The sequence below is a fragment of the Proteinivorax hydrogeniformans genome, assembly GCF_040515995.1.
Classification (GTDB): Bacteria; Bacillota; Proteinivoracia; order Proteinivoracales; family Proteinivoracaceae; genus Proteinivorax; species Proteinivorax hydrogeniformans.
Genome location: NZ_CP159485.1, coordinates 571,845 through 589,902, shown reverse-complemented (window position 1 = coordinate 589,902; position 18,058 = coordinate 571,845). Strand labels below are relative to the sequence as shown.

17 protein-coding genes are annotated in these 18,058 nt (G+C 35.5%); 1 reads left to right on the top strand and 16 read right to left on the bottom strand.

Annotated elements, in window-relative coordinates:
- Window positions 1-17: 17 nt before the first annotated feature.
- The 9 genes from PRVXH_RS02835 to rfbF form a co-directional block, all read right to left on the bottom strand.
- Window positions 18-761, bottom strand: a complete 744-nt coding sequence (locus PRVXH_RS02835) for a YheC/YheD family protein (protein ID WP_353893804.1) — start codon at window positions 759-761, stop codon at window positions 18-20.
- A gap of 28 nt (window positions 762-789) precedes the next feature.
- The gene (locus PRVXH_RS02830; protein ID WP_353893803.1) at window positions 790-1,545 is read right to left on the bottom strand and encodes a YheC/YheD family protein; all 756 of its coding nucleotides are present in this window, start codon (window positions 1,543-1,545) and stop codon (window positions 790-792) included.
- Between the two features lie 34 nt (window positions 1,546-1,579).
- Window positions 1,580-3,379, bottom strand: coding sequence for a glycosyltransferase (locus PRVXH_RS02825; protein WP_353893802.1), 1,800 nt, complete (start codon window positions 3,377-3,379; stop codon window positions 1,580-1,582).
- Window positions 3,380-3,499: 120 nt separating this feature from the next.
- Window positions 3,500-4,450 (bottom strand): glycosyltransferase, encoded by a 951-nt coding sequence (locus PRVXH_RS02820; protein WP_353893801.1) that lies wholly within the window; start codon window positions 4,448-4,450, stop codon window positions 3,500-3,502.
- A complete protein-coding gene (locus PRVXH_RS02815) occupies window positions 4,431-4,835 on the bottom strand; it encodes a WxcM-like domain-containing protein (protein WP_353893800.1) in 405 nt (134 codons plus the stop codon). The genes PRVXH_RS02820 and PRVXH_RS02815 overlap by 20 nt, the downstream gene beginning before the upstream one ends.
- A gap of 19 nt (window positions 4,836-4,854) precedes the next feature.
- Complete coding sequence (locus tag PRVXH_RS02810; RefSeq protein WP_353893799.1) at window positions 4,855-6,216, bottom strand: UDP-glucose/GDP-mannose dehydrogenase family protein; 1,362 nt, start codon at window positions 6,214-6,216, stop codon at window positions 4,855-4,857.
- A gap of 13 nt (window positions 6,217-6,229) precedes the next feature.
- Window positions 6,230-7,300, bottom strand: coding sequence for an NAD-dependent epimerase/dehydratase family protein (locus tag PRVXH_RS02805; RefSeq protein WP_353893798.1), 1,071 nt, complete (start codon window positions 7,298-7,300; stop codon window positions 6,230-6,232).
- Window positions 7,301-7,305: 5 nt separating this feature from the next.
- On the bottom strand, window positions 7,306-8,271 hold the full coding sequence (locus PRVXH_RS02800) for an SDR family NAD(P)-dependent oxidoreductase (protein WP_353893797.1): 966 nt from the start codon (window positions 8,269-8,271) through the stop codon (window positions 7,306-7,308).
- 22 nt (window positions 8,272-8,293) lie between these two features.
- The gene (gene rfbF / locus PRVXH_RS02795; RefSeq protein ID WP_353893796.1) at window positions 8,294-9,061 is read right to left on the bottom strand and encodes a glucose-1-phosphate cytidylyltransferase; all 768 of its coding nucleotides are present in this window, start codon (window positions 9,059-9,061) and stop codon (window positions 8,294-8,296) included.
- 249 nt (window positions 9,062-9,310) lie between these two features.
- Here rfbF and PRVXH_RS02790 point away from each other — a divergent pair, with 249 nt between their 5' ends.
- The gene (locus tag PRVXH_RS02790) at window positions 9,311-9,880 is read left to right on the top strand and encodes a hypothetical protein (protein WP_353893795.1); all 570 of its coding nucleotides are present in this window, start codon (window positions 9,311-9,313) and stop codon (window positions 9,878-9,880) included.
- A 111-nt stretch (window positions 9,881-9,991) separates the two neighbouring features.
- Here PRVXH_RS02790 and PRVXH_RS02785 read toward each other — a convergent pair whose 3' ends face one another.
- The 7 genes from PRVXH_RS02785 to PRVXH_RS02755 all read right to left on the bottom strand — a co-directional run bounded on the left by PRVXH_RS02785 (window position 9,992) and on the right by PRVXH_RS02755 (window position 18,013).
- Window positions 9,992-10,687, bottom strand: coding sequence for a protein kinase (locus PRVXH_RS02785; protein WP_353893794.1), 696 nt, complete (start codon window positions 10,685-10,687; stop codon window positions 9,992-9,994).
- A gap of 87 nt (window positions 10,688-10,774) precedes the next feature.
- Window positions 10,775-11,905, bottom strand: a complete 1,131-nt coding sequence (locus PRVXH_RS02780) for a YheC/YheD family protein (RefSeq protein WP_353893793.1) — start codon at window positions 11,903-11,905, stop codon at window positions 10,775-10,777.
- Between the two features lie 715 nt (window positions 11,906-12,620).
- Complete coding sequence (locus tag PRVXH_RS02775; protein WP_353893792.1) at window positions 12,621-13,862, bottom strand: extracellular solute-binding protein; 1,242 nt, start codon at window positions 13,860-13,862, stop codon at window positions 12,621-12,623.
- 33 nt (window positions 13,863-13,895) lie between these two features.
- Window positions 13,896-14,780 carry a glucodextranase DOMON-like domain-containing protein gene (locus PRVXH_RS02770; RefSeq protein ID WP_353893791.1) on the bottom strand — a complete coding sequence of 295 codons (885 nt, stop codon included), beginning with the start codon at window positions 14,778-14,780 and terminating at the stop codon, window positions 13,896-13,898.
- 238 nt (window positions 14,781-15,018) lie between these two features.
- Window positions 15,019-16,650, bottom strand: coding sequence for a putative manganese-dependent inorganic diphosphatase (locus PRVXH_RS02765; RefSeq protein WP_353893790.1), 1,632 nt, complete (start codon window positions 16,648-16,650; stop codon window positions 15,019-15,021).
- Window positions 16,651-16,898: 248 nt separating this feature from the next.
- Entirely contained in the window at window positions 16,899-17,249 is a 351-nt protein-coding gene (locus PRVXH_RS02760) for a phage holin family protein (RefSeq protein WP_353893789.1), read from the bottom strand.
- Between the two features lie 161 nt (window positions 17,250-17,410).
- Window positions 17,411-18,013: a LuxR C-terminal-related transcriptional regulator gene (locus tag PRVXH_RS02755; protein WP_353893788.1), complete on the bottom strand. Its 603-nt coding sequence runs from the start codon at window positions 18,011-18,013 to the stop codon at window positions 17,411-17,413.
- Window positions 18,014-18,058: the final 45 nt, after the last annotated feature.

Below are 18,058 nucleotides of genomic sequence, written 5' to 3'. Positions count from 1 at the left end.
CTTTACAGAGATTTACGTTAAAGGGAGTCTTTAATTATTTGCTTAGCATTCAGATATTTCTTTTGAGACTCCACATCATTGACTTTTATAATTGAGTTTATAGGCTGTGTATTTGCCTCGATAAACCATAACTTTCCTTTTTTATCAACGGCTATATCTAACCCGATTATTCTTAGAGGGAAATGTTCTCCTAAGATATAGGAAATTTGGTGTGATAAATCTATTATCTCTCTAAGTGTTGCCATAGGATCTTGTCGCTGGTCATAATTACACAATATTTCTTGCAGTGCATAAGCCTTTGATCCCTTAGTTAAATTTGTCACTGCAGCCTCCTTAAATGTTGCCACTTTCGCCCCTGTTAAGCTTATTTGCCAAAAATTATATGGTTTTTGGGCTACAATGCGCATATCAAAAGGACGTCCTTTATACGTTGCTAGATCTATCCCTTGTTGCACTACATACTTTATAGAATCAGACATTGTTTTTTTTAGTTCGGACTTTAGACTTTCACTAGGAATGTTAATTCTGTCACTTCCGCTTGAAATCTCATGGCCATCTTTAGTGTTTTTTACACGGACTATACTTCGTCCTTGCTTTCCTTTGTTTGGTTTAATATAGGCAGCTTTATACTTATCTAACATTTTTACTAAGTTATCTTGTCTAAACCACTTTGTTTCCGGTAAGTGGTTTTTTATATTAGGATCATGGGAGAGAGTTGTCATAACTTTCATTTTGTCTCTAAATGGTTTGTGAGTGCTCACTCTTACACCTCCTTAATCTGTGCTCAGTTTAAAGTGATCCCTTTATTACCTTCTTTGCTTTTGCAAACTTATCTTGAGAAATTTTATCGCTAACTTTTTCAAAATTACTAGCTGGGTTGAGAGTGTTAGCTTCAATTAACCATAGTTTACCTTGTTTATCCACAGCAATATCTAGCCCAATAACTCTAATAGGAAAGTGGTCCCCTAGTGTATAACAAGTTCGATGAGATAAATCTATTATTTCTCTCATAGTTGCCATGGAATCTGTTTTTTGGTCATAACTTGACAGCACTTTTTGAAGGGGAAAAATTTCAGCTCCCTGTGAACGATTAGTCACTGCAGCATCTTTATCTAAAGCTACCTTAGCTCCTGTATGACTTACCTGCCAAGATTTATATGGTTTTTGCATTAAAATACGCAAATCAAAGGGACGCTCTTTAAAGGTTGCTAAATCAATCCCCTGTTGAACTAGATATTTTGCAGGGTTAGAAATCAACTTTTTAAGCTCCAACTTGAGTTCATTTTTAGATACTATTTTTTTTACTTTATCGCAGGATATTTCATATCCTGAATTAAAGGCTTTTACCCTAATAATTCCCTTACCTTTTTTCCCCTTATTTGGTTTGATATAGACTGAGTCATACGCATCTAACATCTTCTTTAAATTCTCACTGTTAAACCATACTGTTTTGGGGGTATGCTGCTGAGTCAGCGGGTCTTTTAAAAGAGCATAATTGACTATCATCTTGTTTCTAAAGGGTCTATGGGTAGACAGCGCTACCACCTCCTATAAAGCTTAATAAGGTAGGGAGTGGATGTTAATTGTTAACGCCTAGCTTTTTAGCAGTTTTTTTTAGTTCCTCAATATATATTTTATAAATGTATTTTTTTACTTTCTTAGAGGTTTCTCTTCTTTTTAATAACTCACGTTTCTCATCATTTGCAGGAACACCGCTGAAGTGATATGCAATTAACTCATCGCCGTCTATATAAACACTCCTGTCTTTAACTTCTATAGTTAAAGACCGAACATTCCATTCACCGGCGTTTATTCCTTTATTTTGGGCTATCCTTACATTTTGGAATTTTCGTGGCCATTGTTCTAAATACTTCTGATCAGCCCACTGTCTTTTATCATCAAAGTTGTCATAACACCACTTAAAACATTTCTTTTGCCACCATCTAAGACATCTAAGCCCTGTCTTATTTCTCTTAAAACCTATAAGGCCAGCTTGAAACTCTCCGTATTTTTTCTCAACCTTGGGCTCTGAGTGCTTTGTTATCAAAATTGATTTACTGCCCCAGTCTTCATAGATGGATTTAATATCTTTAAAGAAGAATATATCTGAATCTAGGTATATTATTGAATCTATGTTAAAGTTGTTTCTTATTAAAAAGCGGATGAAGGGTGCCTTTAAAGTCCAGCAAAATTCATTTAGCTTTCTAGTTTTTTCAAGCTTTTTTAATTTCTTAGTGCCAATATTTTTTAAGGTAATTAATGTGACGTGATCAAGGTTCATTTTTTCTAGAGCTTTATAAGAAATATCGTCGACACACAAAATCCATAAATGAAAACTTTTGGTATAGGTTTTAAGAGAGTTATACATAGTCACTACTCTAACTACGAAGTCTTTCGTTACAATAGCACAAAGGTTGGGATGATTAGCTTTGGCTCTCTGATTTTGTGTAAGATTAAAGTATCGACTAATATAGTACTCTTTTGGATTTTTGAGTTTGAAAAAGTTAGAATCCACACTTTTTATAAACTTTGTAATATCATTAACTGCATTGATATATGGTAGGTATATTAGTTTTAAAACATTATCTTTAAGGTTTGGGGCATAGCCACATAAATCAAATTCGTTACCATCATAATATTTAAACCCATAGTAATGGTAAAAAATTAATTTTGTATCGTTAACGTAGAGATGGTCTTTATCTTTAGAAATTTTGCACCCTTGCACTATATAGGGATTTAAGTTAACCCCTATATTTTTTATAACACCTACATTTTGAAATCTGTCAGGCCAATCATTTACATAAACCTGGTCGCTCCAAGGGCCGATTTTAAATTTGTTTTTGTCATAACACCACATGATAAGTTTATTTCTAAACCAATTAAGAGCCTTTAGGCCATGCCTGTCTCGCCTAAATCCCATAAAACCAGTGTTGTAAATTCCGATCTGGTTTTCCCTTATTTTATCTCTTTTACGCCACCTTTCCTTAGTTAGCATAATCGAATAGTTTCCCCATTCTTTGTAAATAGGGGCAGGGTCAGAAAAAAAGTAAGTGTCACCATCTAACCATACGATATGATCTGTGCCCTTAAAGTTTCGCAATATATACAACATAGCGGATGCTTTAGAGGTCCAGATGTACTCTTTATCATTTCGGCTTTCCTTTACTTGTAATAGCTGGCTATCTTCCGCCTCTATATCTGATATGGGTATGATGGTAGCGTTTTTAAGGTGCATTTTAGAAAGTAGTTCTTTAGTTTCTTCATGAAGACAAACAAAGTAAAAGTGGAAATTATCATCCACTTTCTCCAATGATTTATAAAGTAGTAGACCTTTGTACAAGTAATCTTTGCTAAGCGTTGTACAGTAATAGTGCTTCACTAGTAACGCTCCTTCCATGTTATTTACTATAAATAGTATATGTTGCTACAGTCCTGCCGGTTACAAACATAAAAACCTCCCTTTGAGAGTTTTCTCAAGGGGAGGTTTTAGTTTTTAATATTAATCATTGCTTTCTAAACAGTAATAATTATAAAGCTTCTTATCCTGATGTTTGCTAGAAAAGCCATATGAGTACTCTTTATCTTTGGACTTAAGAAGTTTAATTACTTTACTAATTTCCTCGGCATAGGGACCATAGATGTGTTTTATAGCTTTACGAGGAAGTTTTTTTCTATTGCAAAGTTCAAACTCCCCTTCGTTAAATATATCAAATCCACTGTAATGGTAAGCAATTAATTTATTACTTTTACAGTAAATTACATCCCCTTTTACGCGGATTGGAAAACGTCTTACATTCCAAGGCCCTGAGTTAATACCCAAGCTTTTTATTATTTTAATATCTGACACTAAAGCGGGCCATTTATCTAAATATTTCTGATCTGCCCAGCGTTTCTTTTCTTTTATATCAAAACACCATTCTAAACACTTTTTGTTCCACCAATTAAGACATTTAAAGGCGTTTGCATCTCTTTTAAAGCCGATTAGGCCTGCTTGATACCTGCCCACCCTTCTATTCCAAGCAGGGGATAACCATAGTTTTGTTAAGAGTATTGAAGATTGCCCCCACTCTTTGTATAACTGTTTAATATCGTCAAAGAAAAATAAATCGGCATCAATATACATTATTGAATCAAGGTTGTAGTTGTTTTTTATGAGATACAGGATAAAAGGTGCCTTTAAAGTCCAGCAAAACTCATTTAACTTTCTAGTTTTTTGCAACTGTTTTAACTTAGGAGTCTGTAGATTCTTTAACTTAACTAACGTAACATTTTTAAGCTCCATGTGCTCCAAAATGTCATAGGATACTTCATCTACACATAAAACCCATAAATGAAAGTCTTTGGTGTGTTTTTTTAGGGAATGATATAATGCTAACCCTTTAACTAAATAATCTTTTGTCAATATGGTGCAAAGATTTGGGTGATTATTTTTATAAAATTTTCTGTTCATAAGAGTCCGTATCTCCTTTACGATACTCCCTAGTGGAAATTGCAAGGATTACTAATGTTTTTTCCTTCTCATTTCTAAAGGCATGAACAACATAAGGAGGGATTTTTAGCACCAAATTGTCACTTTCCGAAACTTCTACCTCTTCGACAACACCTGTTTTTAGGTCCTTTAGTACAAATTTTGCTGTGCCACTTACAACGGTAAAGTACTCAATAGTTTTCTTATGATAATGGTTTCCCCTTATACTTTTGCTGTTGCTATATAATAAATAAGCTTCCTCAAGTTCTTCTTCATTTGCAATTTGACTTTTCATTATAACTTTTTTCAAACTACCTCGACAATCTTTAAAAGGCTTAATAGTGTAAATCTCCCAAGGTGTTTTCATATATACACCTCCTTTAAAACTAGTAGGCTAACCCTACTCCTATATAGCGGATCCCCTTTGCTTTTAGTCTTGCTTTGTCAAATACCCTTCTACCATCTACAACTAACGGCTTTTTCATTAACCTTATAAAATCTTCAGGCGGTATTTGTACAAAATCAGGCCACGAGGTAACCAAGATAACGGCATCGGCATCTTCTAAAGCAGATTTGTATTCTGTACTATAGGTTAATGAATTATCGGGAGGAATTATCTTCTTCATATTATCCATTGCTTTAGGATCCACTCCGTGAACCCTTGCCTTTTTTTCTAATAATTCTTTTATTATTGCAATACTTGGAGATTCTCTAACATCGTCTGTTTCAGGCTTAAAAGCCAGACCTAACACGGCAACTTTCTTGCCTTCTAAAGTACCAACACTATCCTCGAGTCGACTTATAATCCGTAATGGTTGCTCTTTATTTACTTCAATAGTGGAGTCTATGATACGGGGAATATGCTCTTTTGCTATGCTATACGAGATGAGAGCTTTTACATCCTTTGGAAAGCAACTTCCTCCAAACCCACAACCGGCTTGAAGATATTTGTTCATTTCAGGATTTACTAACTTGCCATTAACTCTAGGGTTAAACCTTTTATCTAAGACAACTCCTTCTAGCACCTCTTTAACATCAATCTCTCCTGTTTTTTCACATATGGTGGCAACTTCATTTGAGTAAGATATTAAGGTTGCTAAAAGGGCATTAGCAGTGTATTTAATCATTTCTGCAGTCCTTAGGTTGCACCTAATGATGGGAGCTTTAAAATAATCTTTATATACTTTTTCCATAATAGAAAAGCTATTTTTATCATAAGCACCGATTACTATCCTGTCTGGATTCATAAAATCTTCCATAGCCTTTCCCTCTCTTAAAAATTCAGGATTCATAGCCAATCCAATATCTTCACCAAGTTTTTTACCGGAGCTATCTTCAAGATAGTTCTTAACTAGTGTGTCTGTAGTTGTTGGTATTACTGTGCTTTTAACACATACTACGTGATATTTATCCCTTTCTTTTAAGGCGGTTCCAATTTCCTTTGTAGCAGCTTTAATATATGTTAAGTCAATCTCATCTCCTTTAAAAGGGGTGCCTACTGCTATAATGGATACTTCTGACTCTGCTACAGATTTGCCAAGTTCTGTAGCCGCCTTTAACCTACCTGAAGCTATTACTTCTTTTAAAAGCTTATCTAAACCTGGTTCGTAAATTGGCACTTCCATATTGTTGATTTTTTCAACTATATCCTTCTTTTTATCGATACAAATCACATGGTGCCCTTTATATGCCAGGCACACCCCAGTAACAAGGCCCACATAACCTGTACCCACTACAGTAATTTTCATAACTTTCAACTCCTTACAGGTTGTAGATCTCTTTGTACCATCTAATCGTTCTGTCTAATCCTTCTTTTAGATCTACCCTTGGTTGATAGCCCAACAAGTTTTTAGCCTTTGTTAAATCCGGGCACCGTCTTTGGGGGTTATCAATCAGGTAATCCCCATCTTCACTTTTATTATAAATCAGTTCTACATTACCAACTACTTCAGAAATTTTATTAGCTAGACTAATCATGTTAAGTTCTAACTTATCATTTCCGATATTAAAAGGCTCGCCATTATAGTCTGAAAGTAGCACTTTCAGAAAGCCTGCAATGGCATCGCTAACATAACAAAAACTTCTTGAAGGTGTGCCATCACTCAATATAGATATCTTTTGTTCAGTTAATGCATCTTTACAAAAATCTGGGATAACTCTTTTATCTTCTAATCTAAGACCGGGACCATAGACGTTAAAAGGCCTTACTATTTTTACTGGTAGTAAGTGCTGACGGTAATAATTTATTGCCAGCGTTTCCCCAAGTCTTTTTGATTCGTCATAGCAAGCTCTTGGACCGGTACATGATACATTTCCATTATAGTGTTCTGGTGTTGGGATGTTTTCAGGTGTAGGATCTCCGTAAATCTCGCTTGTAGAAAAAAACAAAAAGCTTTTGAGGTTATTTTTAATCCCTAAATCTAATAAGTTTTTCAGCCCTACTACGTTAGCCTCTATTGTTTCAATGGGATGCTTTCTGTAAAAGGTAGGTGAGGCTATATTTGCAGCATGGACTATATAATCAATGTTATTACTTAAGGAGTAATTAAAAGGCTTTGTAATATCTTGGTTTATAATTTCAATGTCTTTATTATTTTCTAGGTGCTTGATTCTTTCAGGAGTTGAGGAAGCAAAATTTTCAACACAATAAACTTTACATGGCCTACTAAAGACGTTTTCATTACAATAATTAAGCAGATCTAAAAAGTAGCTACCTAAAAAACCGGCCCCGCCGCTGATAAGCCAAGTACTTCCTTCTACGCCATCTAACAAACCTTTAATGTCATTATAAATTTTTTCTAGGTCCTCTTGGACGATATGATTTACTTTCAACGTTTTCATCTCCCTGCATCTTCGTATTTTGCTTTGTTTTGCTTAAACCAATTAATTGTGATCGCTAAACCATCTTCAAGGCTAACTTTAGGTTCCCACTTTAGCTTAGTTTGAATTTTAGTGATGTCTGGTTGCGGTCTCCATACATCCCTAGAGCGATGTGGGACAACTCCAAAGGCTGGCTCTGTTTTAGCACCCATATGACTAAATATCAAATTGACATAGTCTTTAAGGGGGCTAATATTTCCGCTACCAATATTGAAGATTTCATTTTTTGCTTCATTATTTAAGGCAGCTAACACAAATCCATCTATGATGTTATCAATATAGCAGTAATCACGATACTGTTCACAAGACGTTAGTTCGACATCTTTGCCATTTAATATTGATAGTATTATATGAGGGAAAAATTTATGGCTCCCTTCTGCTTCGCCAAAAATTCCAAAGGCCCGGAGAGTAACGATGTCGATGTTATTTTCTGCAGCAATCTGGTGGGCTAAGATGCCAGCAGAGGCTTTGGTGCTGCCATAGATGTTTAATGGCTCTAATGGTTCATACTCCTTTATCGGCTTGTCTTTGTCACCATACTCCATGCAGGTGCCAGCGTTTAAAAATTTAGTACAACCCACAGCTTTTAAAGAGTTTAAAAGATTCACTGTACCTATAATATTTGTATAAGCTGCAACAAGGTAGTCCTTTTGCCTAGAATCAACACCATAAGCTGCCATATGAAAAACATAGTCTGGTTTAATTTTATTGATACAAATATCCACCTGTAATGCATTACGAATATCACAGGTATAAACTTCAACAGAGTCTTTTAAATAGGAAATTCTCCATAAATCAGAATCTTGCCTAGCTAGTATAAATACCTTGGCCCCTTCCTTTACCATTCTTCTTACCATATGTGATCCTATAAATCCACTTGCCCCTGTTATTAACACTCTTTTGTTTTTAAAACTACTGACCATAACATATCACCTCCTAAAAAGATTACCACCTTACCCAAGCTTTATCGTTTTTATTCCAAAGCTCGTTTAAGCTATGAACATCTTTTACAGTATCCATACAGTGCCAAAAACCATCATGCTGGTACATAGCTAGTTGATTTTCCTGAACTAACTTTTTTAGGGGCTGCTGTTCCCAAACGGTTTTGTCACCTTCGATAAAATCAAATACCTCTCGATTAAGAACAAAAAATCCACCGTTTACCCACCCATTAAGGAGGGGTTTTTCGATAAAGCTTTTAACAACGTCACCTTCCGCCTCTAAAAAACCAAAGCCTGACTTTTGCTTAACCCCTGTTACAGTGGCAATTTTCCTGTTTTGACGATGGAAATTCAAAAGTTTATCTAACGGAATATCTGAAACGCCATCGCCGTAAGTTAACATAAATTCATCATCAGATATATACTTTTTTATTCTTTTGATTCTGCCACCGGTCATAGTATCTAGGCCAGTATCAGCAAAAGTAATATTCCATTCTTCCCGGTTTTTTAAAATTTTTATCTCTTTATAGTTACTACCGATTTTTAATTGAAAATCATTAGTTTTCCAGTCTAAGTTTAGGAAATATTCCTTGATGGCATCGCCATTATGCCCTAAACAAAGGACAAACTCATTTATCCCGTAAGATTTATATATTTTCATGATATGCCATAGAATTGGCATGCCTCCTACTTTAATCAAAGGCTTGCAAGTATAACTTACTTCACCGCCCATACGCATACCTTTTCCGCCACATAAAATAACAGCTTTCATTAAATAAAACACCTCCATTTCAACTATAGACTTTCTTTAATATATGAAGATGTAAACCACTTGTTATTGAATGTACTTAATTGGGTTATAGCCCATACCTGATTGAAAAGTTAATTCCTGCCCCTGCATTCAAAAGGGATAGATAGGAATGATAGTACTTTTTCTTATTACTTACATATGTTGTAGTAACAAAAAGGATTTCTTTTACTAACCTCTACGTAAAACCTCCATAAAAGGTAGGTGAATAGATTGGAACAAGACTTTACCAAAATCAAAGTATATCCAGGCAAAAAAAAAGTAAGGTATGAAAACCCTACTAACCTTAAGTTTATAGGAAGGGGATATACTGGAGCAGTTTTTAAATTAAGTAATACTAAATGTGTGAAAATATACGTAGAACAGAAAAAAGCTAAAGATGAAGCTAAGGCGCTACGGACAGGCCAAGACTCTCCTATAATGCCGAAACTTTATGATGTCGGATCAAACTATATTGTAATGGAATATATTCGAGGCCCTAGCTTAAGCAGTTACCTTAAAAAGACAAAAGAGTTACCTAACCATCTATCAAAACAGATTTTGTTTTGTTTAAAAGAGTTAGACCGTCTAGGTTTTCCACGGACAAATGTCCATGTTCGACATTTTATAATAGCAAATGATAACAAACTTAAAGTAATAGATCATGCTAATGTTTACAAAGAGCTTAGTAAAAAGCCAACATATTTGCTTAGAGGACTAAGGAAGTTAGGATTATTAAATGATTTTATGGAGTACGTTAAAAAGGCTGACCCTAAAACTTATAATGACTGGGTTTCATATTAAATAATTAAAAAATAAGGAGTCACTCTAGTTTACGAAGTGACTCCTTATTTTTTAATAAAATGGGAAGTAGGCTTGCTTAGTTTATAATAATGATTGTTGCTGTTTAAAATTTTACCAAAAAGGTATAAGAGCATCGACAAACTCCATAGCTGAGTTGTACCTATGATTAGGGTTTTTGTTGTAAGCATTTAAGATAGCTGTTTTAAGATCATTATTTTTAAAATTCAAGTTATCAAGCTCTATTATAAATTCCGCCTTATTATTTTTTTCGTGCATAGGTCCGTTTGTGAGATATAGGAACAGAGCAGCAGAGTACCGAAGATCTTTCTGAATTGAATTAGTACCTTTAATTACTCCTGCTACATTAAAATCAATTATTTTAATTTTTTCAGGATTATCACCTATAATCATAATATTTTTAGGCTTGGTATCCCGGTGAAAGTATCCCCTGTCATGAATCCGATGGAGGCCCTTAAGTAAATTGATTATGATTTCTAATGCTATTTTTTGTTCATACCTCTTTCCATAACTGTAAAACTCCCCACCTAAACATTCTCCGTCAATGTACTCCATTATAATATACCCTTTACTTTCTTGTATAAAAAAGTCGTATAAAGTCGGAAAGTACTTTGAATATCCTATGTGCTTTAAAACTTTGACTTCCCTATAAGCTCTTTTTAAGTTTGGAGTAACTTTTATTGCCACTGGTTTTTTGTGGAATTTATCAAAGCCACGAAAAACACTTGCGTAACGTCCCCTACCTATTGGGTTGGTGTTAATTATATAATCACCTAATTTCCCCTTCACTTTTTTCACCTCTTACCTATTTAAAAGTTACGCCTTTTCTACAACTGTGCCTTATTGTACACTTGAAAAGTATATAGGTGCTTTCTTTTATATTTGCTGTTCATTATGTTTTTCATATTTATTTACAGCATACTCTAATAAGTCAATATATGATTTTGAATAAGTCTCTTTATTATGAGATCTTTCTAAGGAAACTTTAGTACTCTGGGAGTTAGATTCTATAAACCATATTTTGTCATTATGATCAACTGCAAAGTCTATTCCAATTTCCCCATATTCCCCATAGTGATATTCGAGGCAGTAATATATTATAAACAAAAACCTATAAATTTTAGTTTTTAGATGCTCTATTCTCTGTTGAGAATAATTAAGTTTATTTTTAAAAAATGCTCCAAACTCATATGCTTTAAAATGAGTGGTAATGGGAGAGTTAACCTTGCCCACCCTCACTGAAATTCCTGTTATTTTAACTTTACCATATTTTGTTCGCTGCAGCTCTGCTCTCAAATCAATAGGGCTGCCATCAAACTCTAATAGTTCGATACCTTTTTGTATTAGGACGGAATTGTTTTTAAAAAAGTTTGATATGGGGAGTCTTAGCTGCCCAAAGCTGTCAGCCTTTCTTTTAATTATCTTCCCCTTAGCGTTTATCTTACTTTGCAGATAATAACTATATTCAAACCCGCAGTTACAGTCCCTTTTAATGCGCATAACTTGTTGTCCTTTTCTCCCTTGAGATGCTTTTAGGTACACGCAAGTATATTTAGTTAGCATTATTTTGAGAGTATTAAAGCTTTTAAAGGGAGTAGTGTCTGGCAAATACTTTTGGGCCAGTTCTACTGTGTTTAATTTTTTAAAAACATCGATTTTATCAAATGCTGGATAATTTATAATTAAACCTTTTTTAATATTAATTTCTTTTATCAGTTTAGAAAATTTCCCCTTATACATTTTGCCTGGGGTGCTTCTTAAATACAATATGTCCGGTAACGGGAAATCGTTTTTTAGCCACAAATTATCTTTGTCAGACCAGTATAAACCAGTAATGCTCTTCGATTTTATGTCCAGTTCGATAATTGAAAAAAAGTATAAATTTATATCTATCTGCTTGCCAGCATTTGCTAAGCTGTTTATTCTATGAGGAACTGTTTGATTTTCAAGCTTCCTGAAAGTTTTTTTGGTAATTAAAACTCCCAGCTTGAGCCCTTGTAAATTCATTTTTTCATCTCCCAGTTTTAAGATATATAAAGTGAAACTTCAATCATTGGGAGTTGCCTTCTCCCCCACCATTGTTAGTTAAACCAATCGGGCTTTTGACTGGCTGTTGACCCACACTTCAACTCTTGGATTATCCTCGAATTGAAGTGGGGGTCTTACTAATTCAATTTATGCTTTTAAAAACTTTTTGTTATCGGTATTTTTATACTCAGTAAATAGCCAATCGAGTAGGAGGCGGTGACTAACCGCCGTCCTCTCACACCACCATGCATACGGACCCGTACACAGCGGTTCGATAATTAAATAATTGAACTCTGTCATGTATTAAGCGTAGGTTTCACTAAGCACTCCTAACATTTACCTTCGAGTTCCACTCTATTCTCAGTTAGGTAGTCCCAAAAGGGTTGGCTGCTATCAACATGAGGGACCTTCTTAATACCTATTATTTAATTATCGTCAAGTCCTACTCTTTAGGATTCGGGTAGTGTTGGACTTTGTTTTGTTATGCAAACTCGTCCGTCCTAAGCAAGCCTTATATGTGGTTTGTGTTCCTCAGACCGGGATTTTGCCTAAGGCTTCCTTCAGATTCCACCTCACGATGGACACCCTTGCCTTCGGCTAGTGGTTCCCACTACCAAGCCCACAGCGGACTTTCACCGCCAAGTTAACGCACATGCTGGGCGCACATAAAAAAAAGGCGCCAAAGCGCCTTTTTTCATTCCGTAAATAACTCCTCATTAACTCTATCCGATGCATCCTGTATGGCTTTGCTAGGGGACTTGTCTCCTTTTAGAGCTGCTTTTATTTCTCGACTTACCAGCTCCTCCATTCTACTATAACCTAGTATGGCAGGCCTGGGCACTGTTTGCTCTGCTTGCTTTAACATAACTTCAAGTATAGGATTATCATCTGTGTTTATAGTACTTACCGCCTTACTGTTTACTGGTATCTGCCCCAACTTTTCTGCCCAAAAGACTTGTATTTCTTCAGATGTTAAAAATTTAATGAACTTATAGGCTTCATGAGGATAACTTGAATCTTCTAAAATTACCATACTATTCCCTTTGATGCTAGATATTGCACCAGAAGTACCTGCTGGTATTGTAGATACACCAAAATCTAAATCTTCATCTTCATACCTACTTAAGCTATCTGTGCAATCTATTATCATAGCATACTGCTGCTGAATAAATCCCTCTCTAGAGCTTGTAACATCACTTAACCATGCCCCCTCCATGGTGGCATGCTCCTTATGTAAGCTGGTAATTAAGCTTAGTCCTTCGATAGCTTTCTCGGTGTTTAGGGTAAATTCCTTGCTTTTTTCATCTGTTAATGATGCACCGTGGGATAATAGTATAGGCAGTACACCTTCTAATCTGCTTGACATAGCGAAGCCGTATACATCTGAGTCAGTTAAAGCTAGGCTTGCTTCTATGAAGTCCTCATAGTCCCAGCTACTTAGAGGATAACTAAGATCAGCCTTATCAAATAAAGATTTGTTGTAAATAAGTACGCTGGTATCCACTCGCTTTGGAACTCCGTATATTCTTCCCTGATAACGATTTGATTCAAATGCAGACTTAAGGTATTTATCCCCTTCTTCATCTATCCCTAAGTAATTTAGGTTAATTATTGCTCTAGCTTCTGCTAAAGTGGGTACATACTCCATGTCCACTTTAGCTATGTCGGGAAGATCTCCAGTGGCTAGCCCCTTTTGAAGTTCTCCCCATTTTTGCCCTCGCTTTATATTTTTCGCTTCTATAGTAATGTTAGGGTGTTTTTTTTCAAACTTATCCACAATTTCTAAAAAAACCTTTCTTTCTTCTTCGCCATATGTTTCCCAAATTTCTAGTGTAATTTCTGTATCTGGATCCACAGGGTCCGGCAAAGGACTTTGGCACCCAACGACTAGAAATGATAGCACGAGCACTAAGACCGTAGCTTTATATATCTTCATTTGGCATCACCCTTTAATACAAAATTATTTAAATTAAAAGCGTCGACTTACTTTTCTGCTTTTATTTTTTATAACAAATAAGACTATCCCTGCAAATATGGTAACTCCGACTACTATAAGTAACGTCTTAAAAATAGAAAAGCCCCCATTGCCACCTACAGGATGTAAGGTAGCTAAATTTCCTTCTTCCCATTGCAACTGTTCAAATTGCTCTTGGGCAGTTTCTGCTAAAATATCAAATACATTGGGGCTGTACTTCCCTTCAGGATCGCCACCCCCACCATGCCATTTACTTGCTTCTTGTTTCACCTGTTGATACCCATCATAGTCTAAGCTAGAGTAGTGCCCCACTAAAACATAAAACTGTGTACTGCTGTCTATCTGCCCTAAATAATCTTTAGGAACATTCGCCACTATCTCTTTACCATCAACAAATGTCTCGATTGATTGGCCAGCATCTAAATCATCGGCATCCTCCCTAACGTCATAGACCTTTGAGCCGTTAAAATCCTGAATCGCCACAAGCTTATTCCATGGAACCGCAAACTCAACGTTTGCCCCTCGTCTAAAAGTGTGTGTGGAACCTGGTATATCATCTTCAGTGACTAGATAGATATCAATCCTGTGAAAGTTAAAGCCTTCTCCCTGCCATGGCTGCTCAAAATCAGGTTCTAAGGCAAATTCCAACCTAAACTGTATGTCCTTATCATCCTCAATAACCTTAAAATATGTAAGGTCTAATTGCTCTTGTATTCTGTCACCATAAACCTCTGCTGTTGGGTGAGTTAAGTTGCCATCCCCAACTGCATCACCTGCCGGATCTTCCATTTCAAAAATTACTTTACCATTGGCCAACACAGACATAGGTGTAAAAACAATTATGCCGACTAAAAAAGTTAATAAAATTTTTTTTACCATACCTAATCCTCCCAAACGTGTTTATAACAAAAATATGCCTATATCTGTACTTAAATGCAAACAACTTTAAGCTTAAGTATATTTATTTAAGTTTATCATATTTTTGACGTGTTTTAACTAATATTTTATGTTAAAACAAAAAAATCTAGGCAGTGGCCTACTTCTGCCTAGATTTCTAAAACAGGGGGCTAATGAGAATGTCATTAACCACTATTAATAATATCCAGTCTAGGAACATTTATACACTTTCACTAAATATTTTTCCTAATACTGGGACTACTTGTAGCTTTCTCGACATAACACCAGGCAAAAACACTATACTTTTTTGCAAAGTTTGATTAAACGCCTCAGCTAACCTAGAGCTATCATCACCATAACAAATGGCATACGAATCCCCACAAACTATATCAGTTATTATAAACATCATCTGCTTATATCCATTTTCTACCGATTTATATTCCATAGCTTTTAAAAATTCACTCTTTTGGTCTAGAATTTTATCCACAGATGTCGTCTCAACCTGTCCAATCGCTACTTTTCCACCGCTAAACTCAAACTCCTTTAAGTCTTGATTTAGCAGTTCATCTGCTGATAGGTCAGCTATTTTTTCCGTCCATTTATATACCTCTCTCCCAAAATCCTTTAGGGAAACACCAGCAATTTCAGCTAGCTTTTTTGCCATGTTAGCATCGGTTGATGTTGTTGTGGGTGATTTTAACATAACTGTATCAGAAATTAAGGCAGATAGTAGCAGTGCTGCCATTTTAGGTGACAATTCTATGTTGTGGATAAAGTATTGCTCTGCCACTAAAGTTGCAGTGCTGCCTACTGGACGGCAGTTAATGGGAATAGGTTTTTGTGTTTGTATATCACCTAGCCGATGGTGATCAATAATCTCCACTACCTCACCCCAGTTAAGCCCTTCTATACCTTGGCTTGTTTCGCTATGGTCCACCAAAATTACCTTTGGGGAAGTAGCGTTAATGACATCACCTTTGGTAATAATTCCTTTAAACCTACTACTCTCGTCAACAACGGGAAATGCCCTGTATTGAGTGGCTGAAAATAACTTCTTTAACTCGCTAAGTTTTGTACTTTCCACCACTGTCTGAGGAGATTCTGTCATCACATCACTACCGCTTCTAGCTAGCGCTAAAAGCCTGGCAGCAGTAAAACTGTCCCCCATAAATCCAAGCAAATTCACATCGAATTCTTTAGCCAATTCTAATATTTCATCTCTGGGCTTACATCCACCTGTTAGAATAAGAGTGCTTACGCCTCTTAAGATAGCTACCCTCTGTCCTTTAACCCTATCGCCTATTACTAAAGTATCATTTGGTTTTAAACTATGCTCTAGGTTTTCTGTGTCCATCGCACCTATCAAAATTCTCCCTGTTAAAAAGGTGTCCTTTCCTTGATGAAAAACAGTTGCATTTAGGTTTTCCACAGCATTTTTTAACAAAATCTTTGAATAGCTTATCTCTCCACTACCTATTTCTTGTAGATAAAGCTTTGCAAAATCTCCTGGGGTGATAACCCCAGCTAGTGTGCCATTTGCATTAAGTAGGGGGAGGGATTTAATTTCCTCTTCCTGCATTAAAGTTCCTATTCTTTTTAAAGTTTCGTCTTTTTGTAAGGTCTGATATGACTCTGTTAAAAGTTCTTTTACACTCAGCTCTAAGCTTTCTATATACTCAGGAGCCTCTATAGCAAGCACATTGAGTATATGCTCTGTTTCAGGGTTTAAGCTTCCGCTCCTTTTTGCGATACACTTTTCCCCCAACCTGTTTTTAAGTTCACTATAAGCTATAGCTGAAGCTATTGAGTCAGTATCTGGGTTTTTATGGCCTATTACAATTGTTTCATTCATTTTTCACATTCACCTATCTTATTAAATTTTGTGGATAAACTAGTGGAAAATTGTTATTAGCTTGTTTATATTTTTTGTTACATCTGTTTCGCAAAAGAGAAACCCCACAGTAACGGTATTTATCTCATGTTGATAAGTTCACGATTTTATTAGTCTAAATTGTGGATATGTGGATAAAACAGTGAATATCTTTTTTAAGTATATACTTTTTCATCTTATTTCATCAGCAAGACAAAATCCTATTTCACTTATAGACTATTATCTCCCACAAAATAGGTTAGAAGTGATGAAATTACGCTAAGTATTATTGCCCCGAGCACCGCGCTGAAAAAGCCCTCAACATGGAAATTTTGTACGTTAACTGACACTATCCATAAAATAAACCCGTTTATAATTAAAGTAAAAAGCCCTAAAGTAAGTATAGTTATGGGAAAGGTCAAAAACTTTATTATCGGCCTTATGGTAGCATTTGCTAACCCCAGTACCAAAGCAGCTATCATTGCAGATCCAAAACCATCAACCGCCATGTTTGGTACTATCTGCGCAGCAAAAAATAGAGCTAATCCGTTTATCACCCATCTCCAGATCAAACCTCTCATTATTATGTTCACCCCTTTCTTTTCAATATAATGATATCCCATTTTAACATATTTATAAAGTATAATGTGTTTTTAAACCAAAAACTATTAATGCAACCTAAAAAAACAACCCAGCCTCTTAACGAGGCCGAGCTGTTTTTAATCTTGGCCTTTAGGGCACTTTAAATTTCTCCCTTTTGACTTAATGCCCACAGCACAAGCTGTGTCCTATTTTTTAGCGAGACTTTTTTTAAAATATTACTTATATGGTTTCTCACTGTTTTATCACTAATATACAGCCTCTTTGCTATTTCCTTGTCTTCGTACCCTTCCAAAAGAAGGTTTATTACTTCGTTTTCCTTTTTACTTAGTACGTTTAAGCTATGCTCTTCTATTAACAATTTTTCTGCTGACCAAGATAAAATATCTATCGCTAAACGAAGTAATTTATAGTTTTGGTTGTTTAGCACAAAAGCTCTTTTAGGGTCACCTAAGGTAATAAAGTTAATTCCATGATCTACGAGTTTTAGTATCTCCTTAGGAGACGTTCTTTCCATAAGCATAAACCAGCAATGCTTTTTTGAAATCATGTGATGCCATAATGTTGAATTATAATCAATCTGGTTTGTAGCCCATATTACTAATCCCTTATAACTAGCCAATGTCTTTTCTAGACAAGAGTTTGTAGCTTCTATCACTCTGATAGATTGCTTAGATTTTAGGTGTCCGATAAGCTCAGTGTTATCCTTTTCAAAGTTACGATCAATAATAGCAAGTACGTTCATCCAGACCACATCCTTGTGGACTATAATTGCCGGAAAAAAACCGGC

Bases quoted from the DNA above. Each gene is read 5' to 3' on its own strand.
- PRVXH_RS02820 (WP_353893801.1), bottom strand. From the start codon at position 4,450: ATGAACAGAAAATTTTATAAAAATAATCACCCAAATCTTTGCACCATA.
- PRVXH_RS02815 (WP_353893800.1), bottom strand. From the start codon at position 4,835: ATGAAAACACCTTGGGAGATTTACACTATTAAGCCTTTTAAAGATTGT.
- PRVXH_RS02810 (WP_353893799.1), bottom strand. From the start codon at position 6,216: ATGAAAATTACTGTAGTGGGTACAGGTTATGTGGGCCTTGTTACTGGG.
- PRVXH_RS02800 (WP_353893797.1), bottom strand. From the start codon at position 8,271: ATGGTCAGTAGTTTTAAAAACAAAAGAGTGTTAATAACAGGGGCAAGT.
- rfbF (WP_353893796.1), bottom strand. From the start codon at position 9,061: ATGAAAGCTGTTATTTTATGTGGCGGAAAAGGTATGCGTATGGGCGGT.
- PRVXH_RS02780 (WP_353893793.1), bottom strand. From the start codon at position 11,905: ATGAATTTACAAGGGCTCAAGCTGGGAGTTTTAATTACCAAAAAAACT.
- PRVXH_RS02775 (WP_353893792.1), bottom strand. From the start codon at position 13,862: ATGAAGATATATAAAGCTACGGTCTTAGTGCTCGTGCTATCATTTCTA.
- PRVXH_RS02770 (WP_353893791.1), bottom strand. From the start codon at position 14,780: ATGGTAAAAAAAATTTTATTAACTTTTTTAGTCGGCATAATTGTTTTT.
- PRVXH_RS02765 (WP_353893790.1), bottom strand. From the start codon at position 16,650: ATGAATGAAACAATTGTAATAGGCCATAAAAACCCAGATACTGACTCA.
- PRVXH_RS02760 (WP_353893789.1), bottom strand. From the start codon at position 17,249: ATGAGAGGTTTGATCTGGAGATGGGTGATAAACGGATTAGCTCTATTT.
- PRVXH_RS02755 (WP_353893788.1), bottom strand. From the start codon at position 18,013: ATGAACGTACTTGCTATTATTGATCGTAACTTTGAAAAGGATAACACT.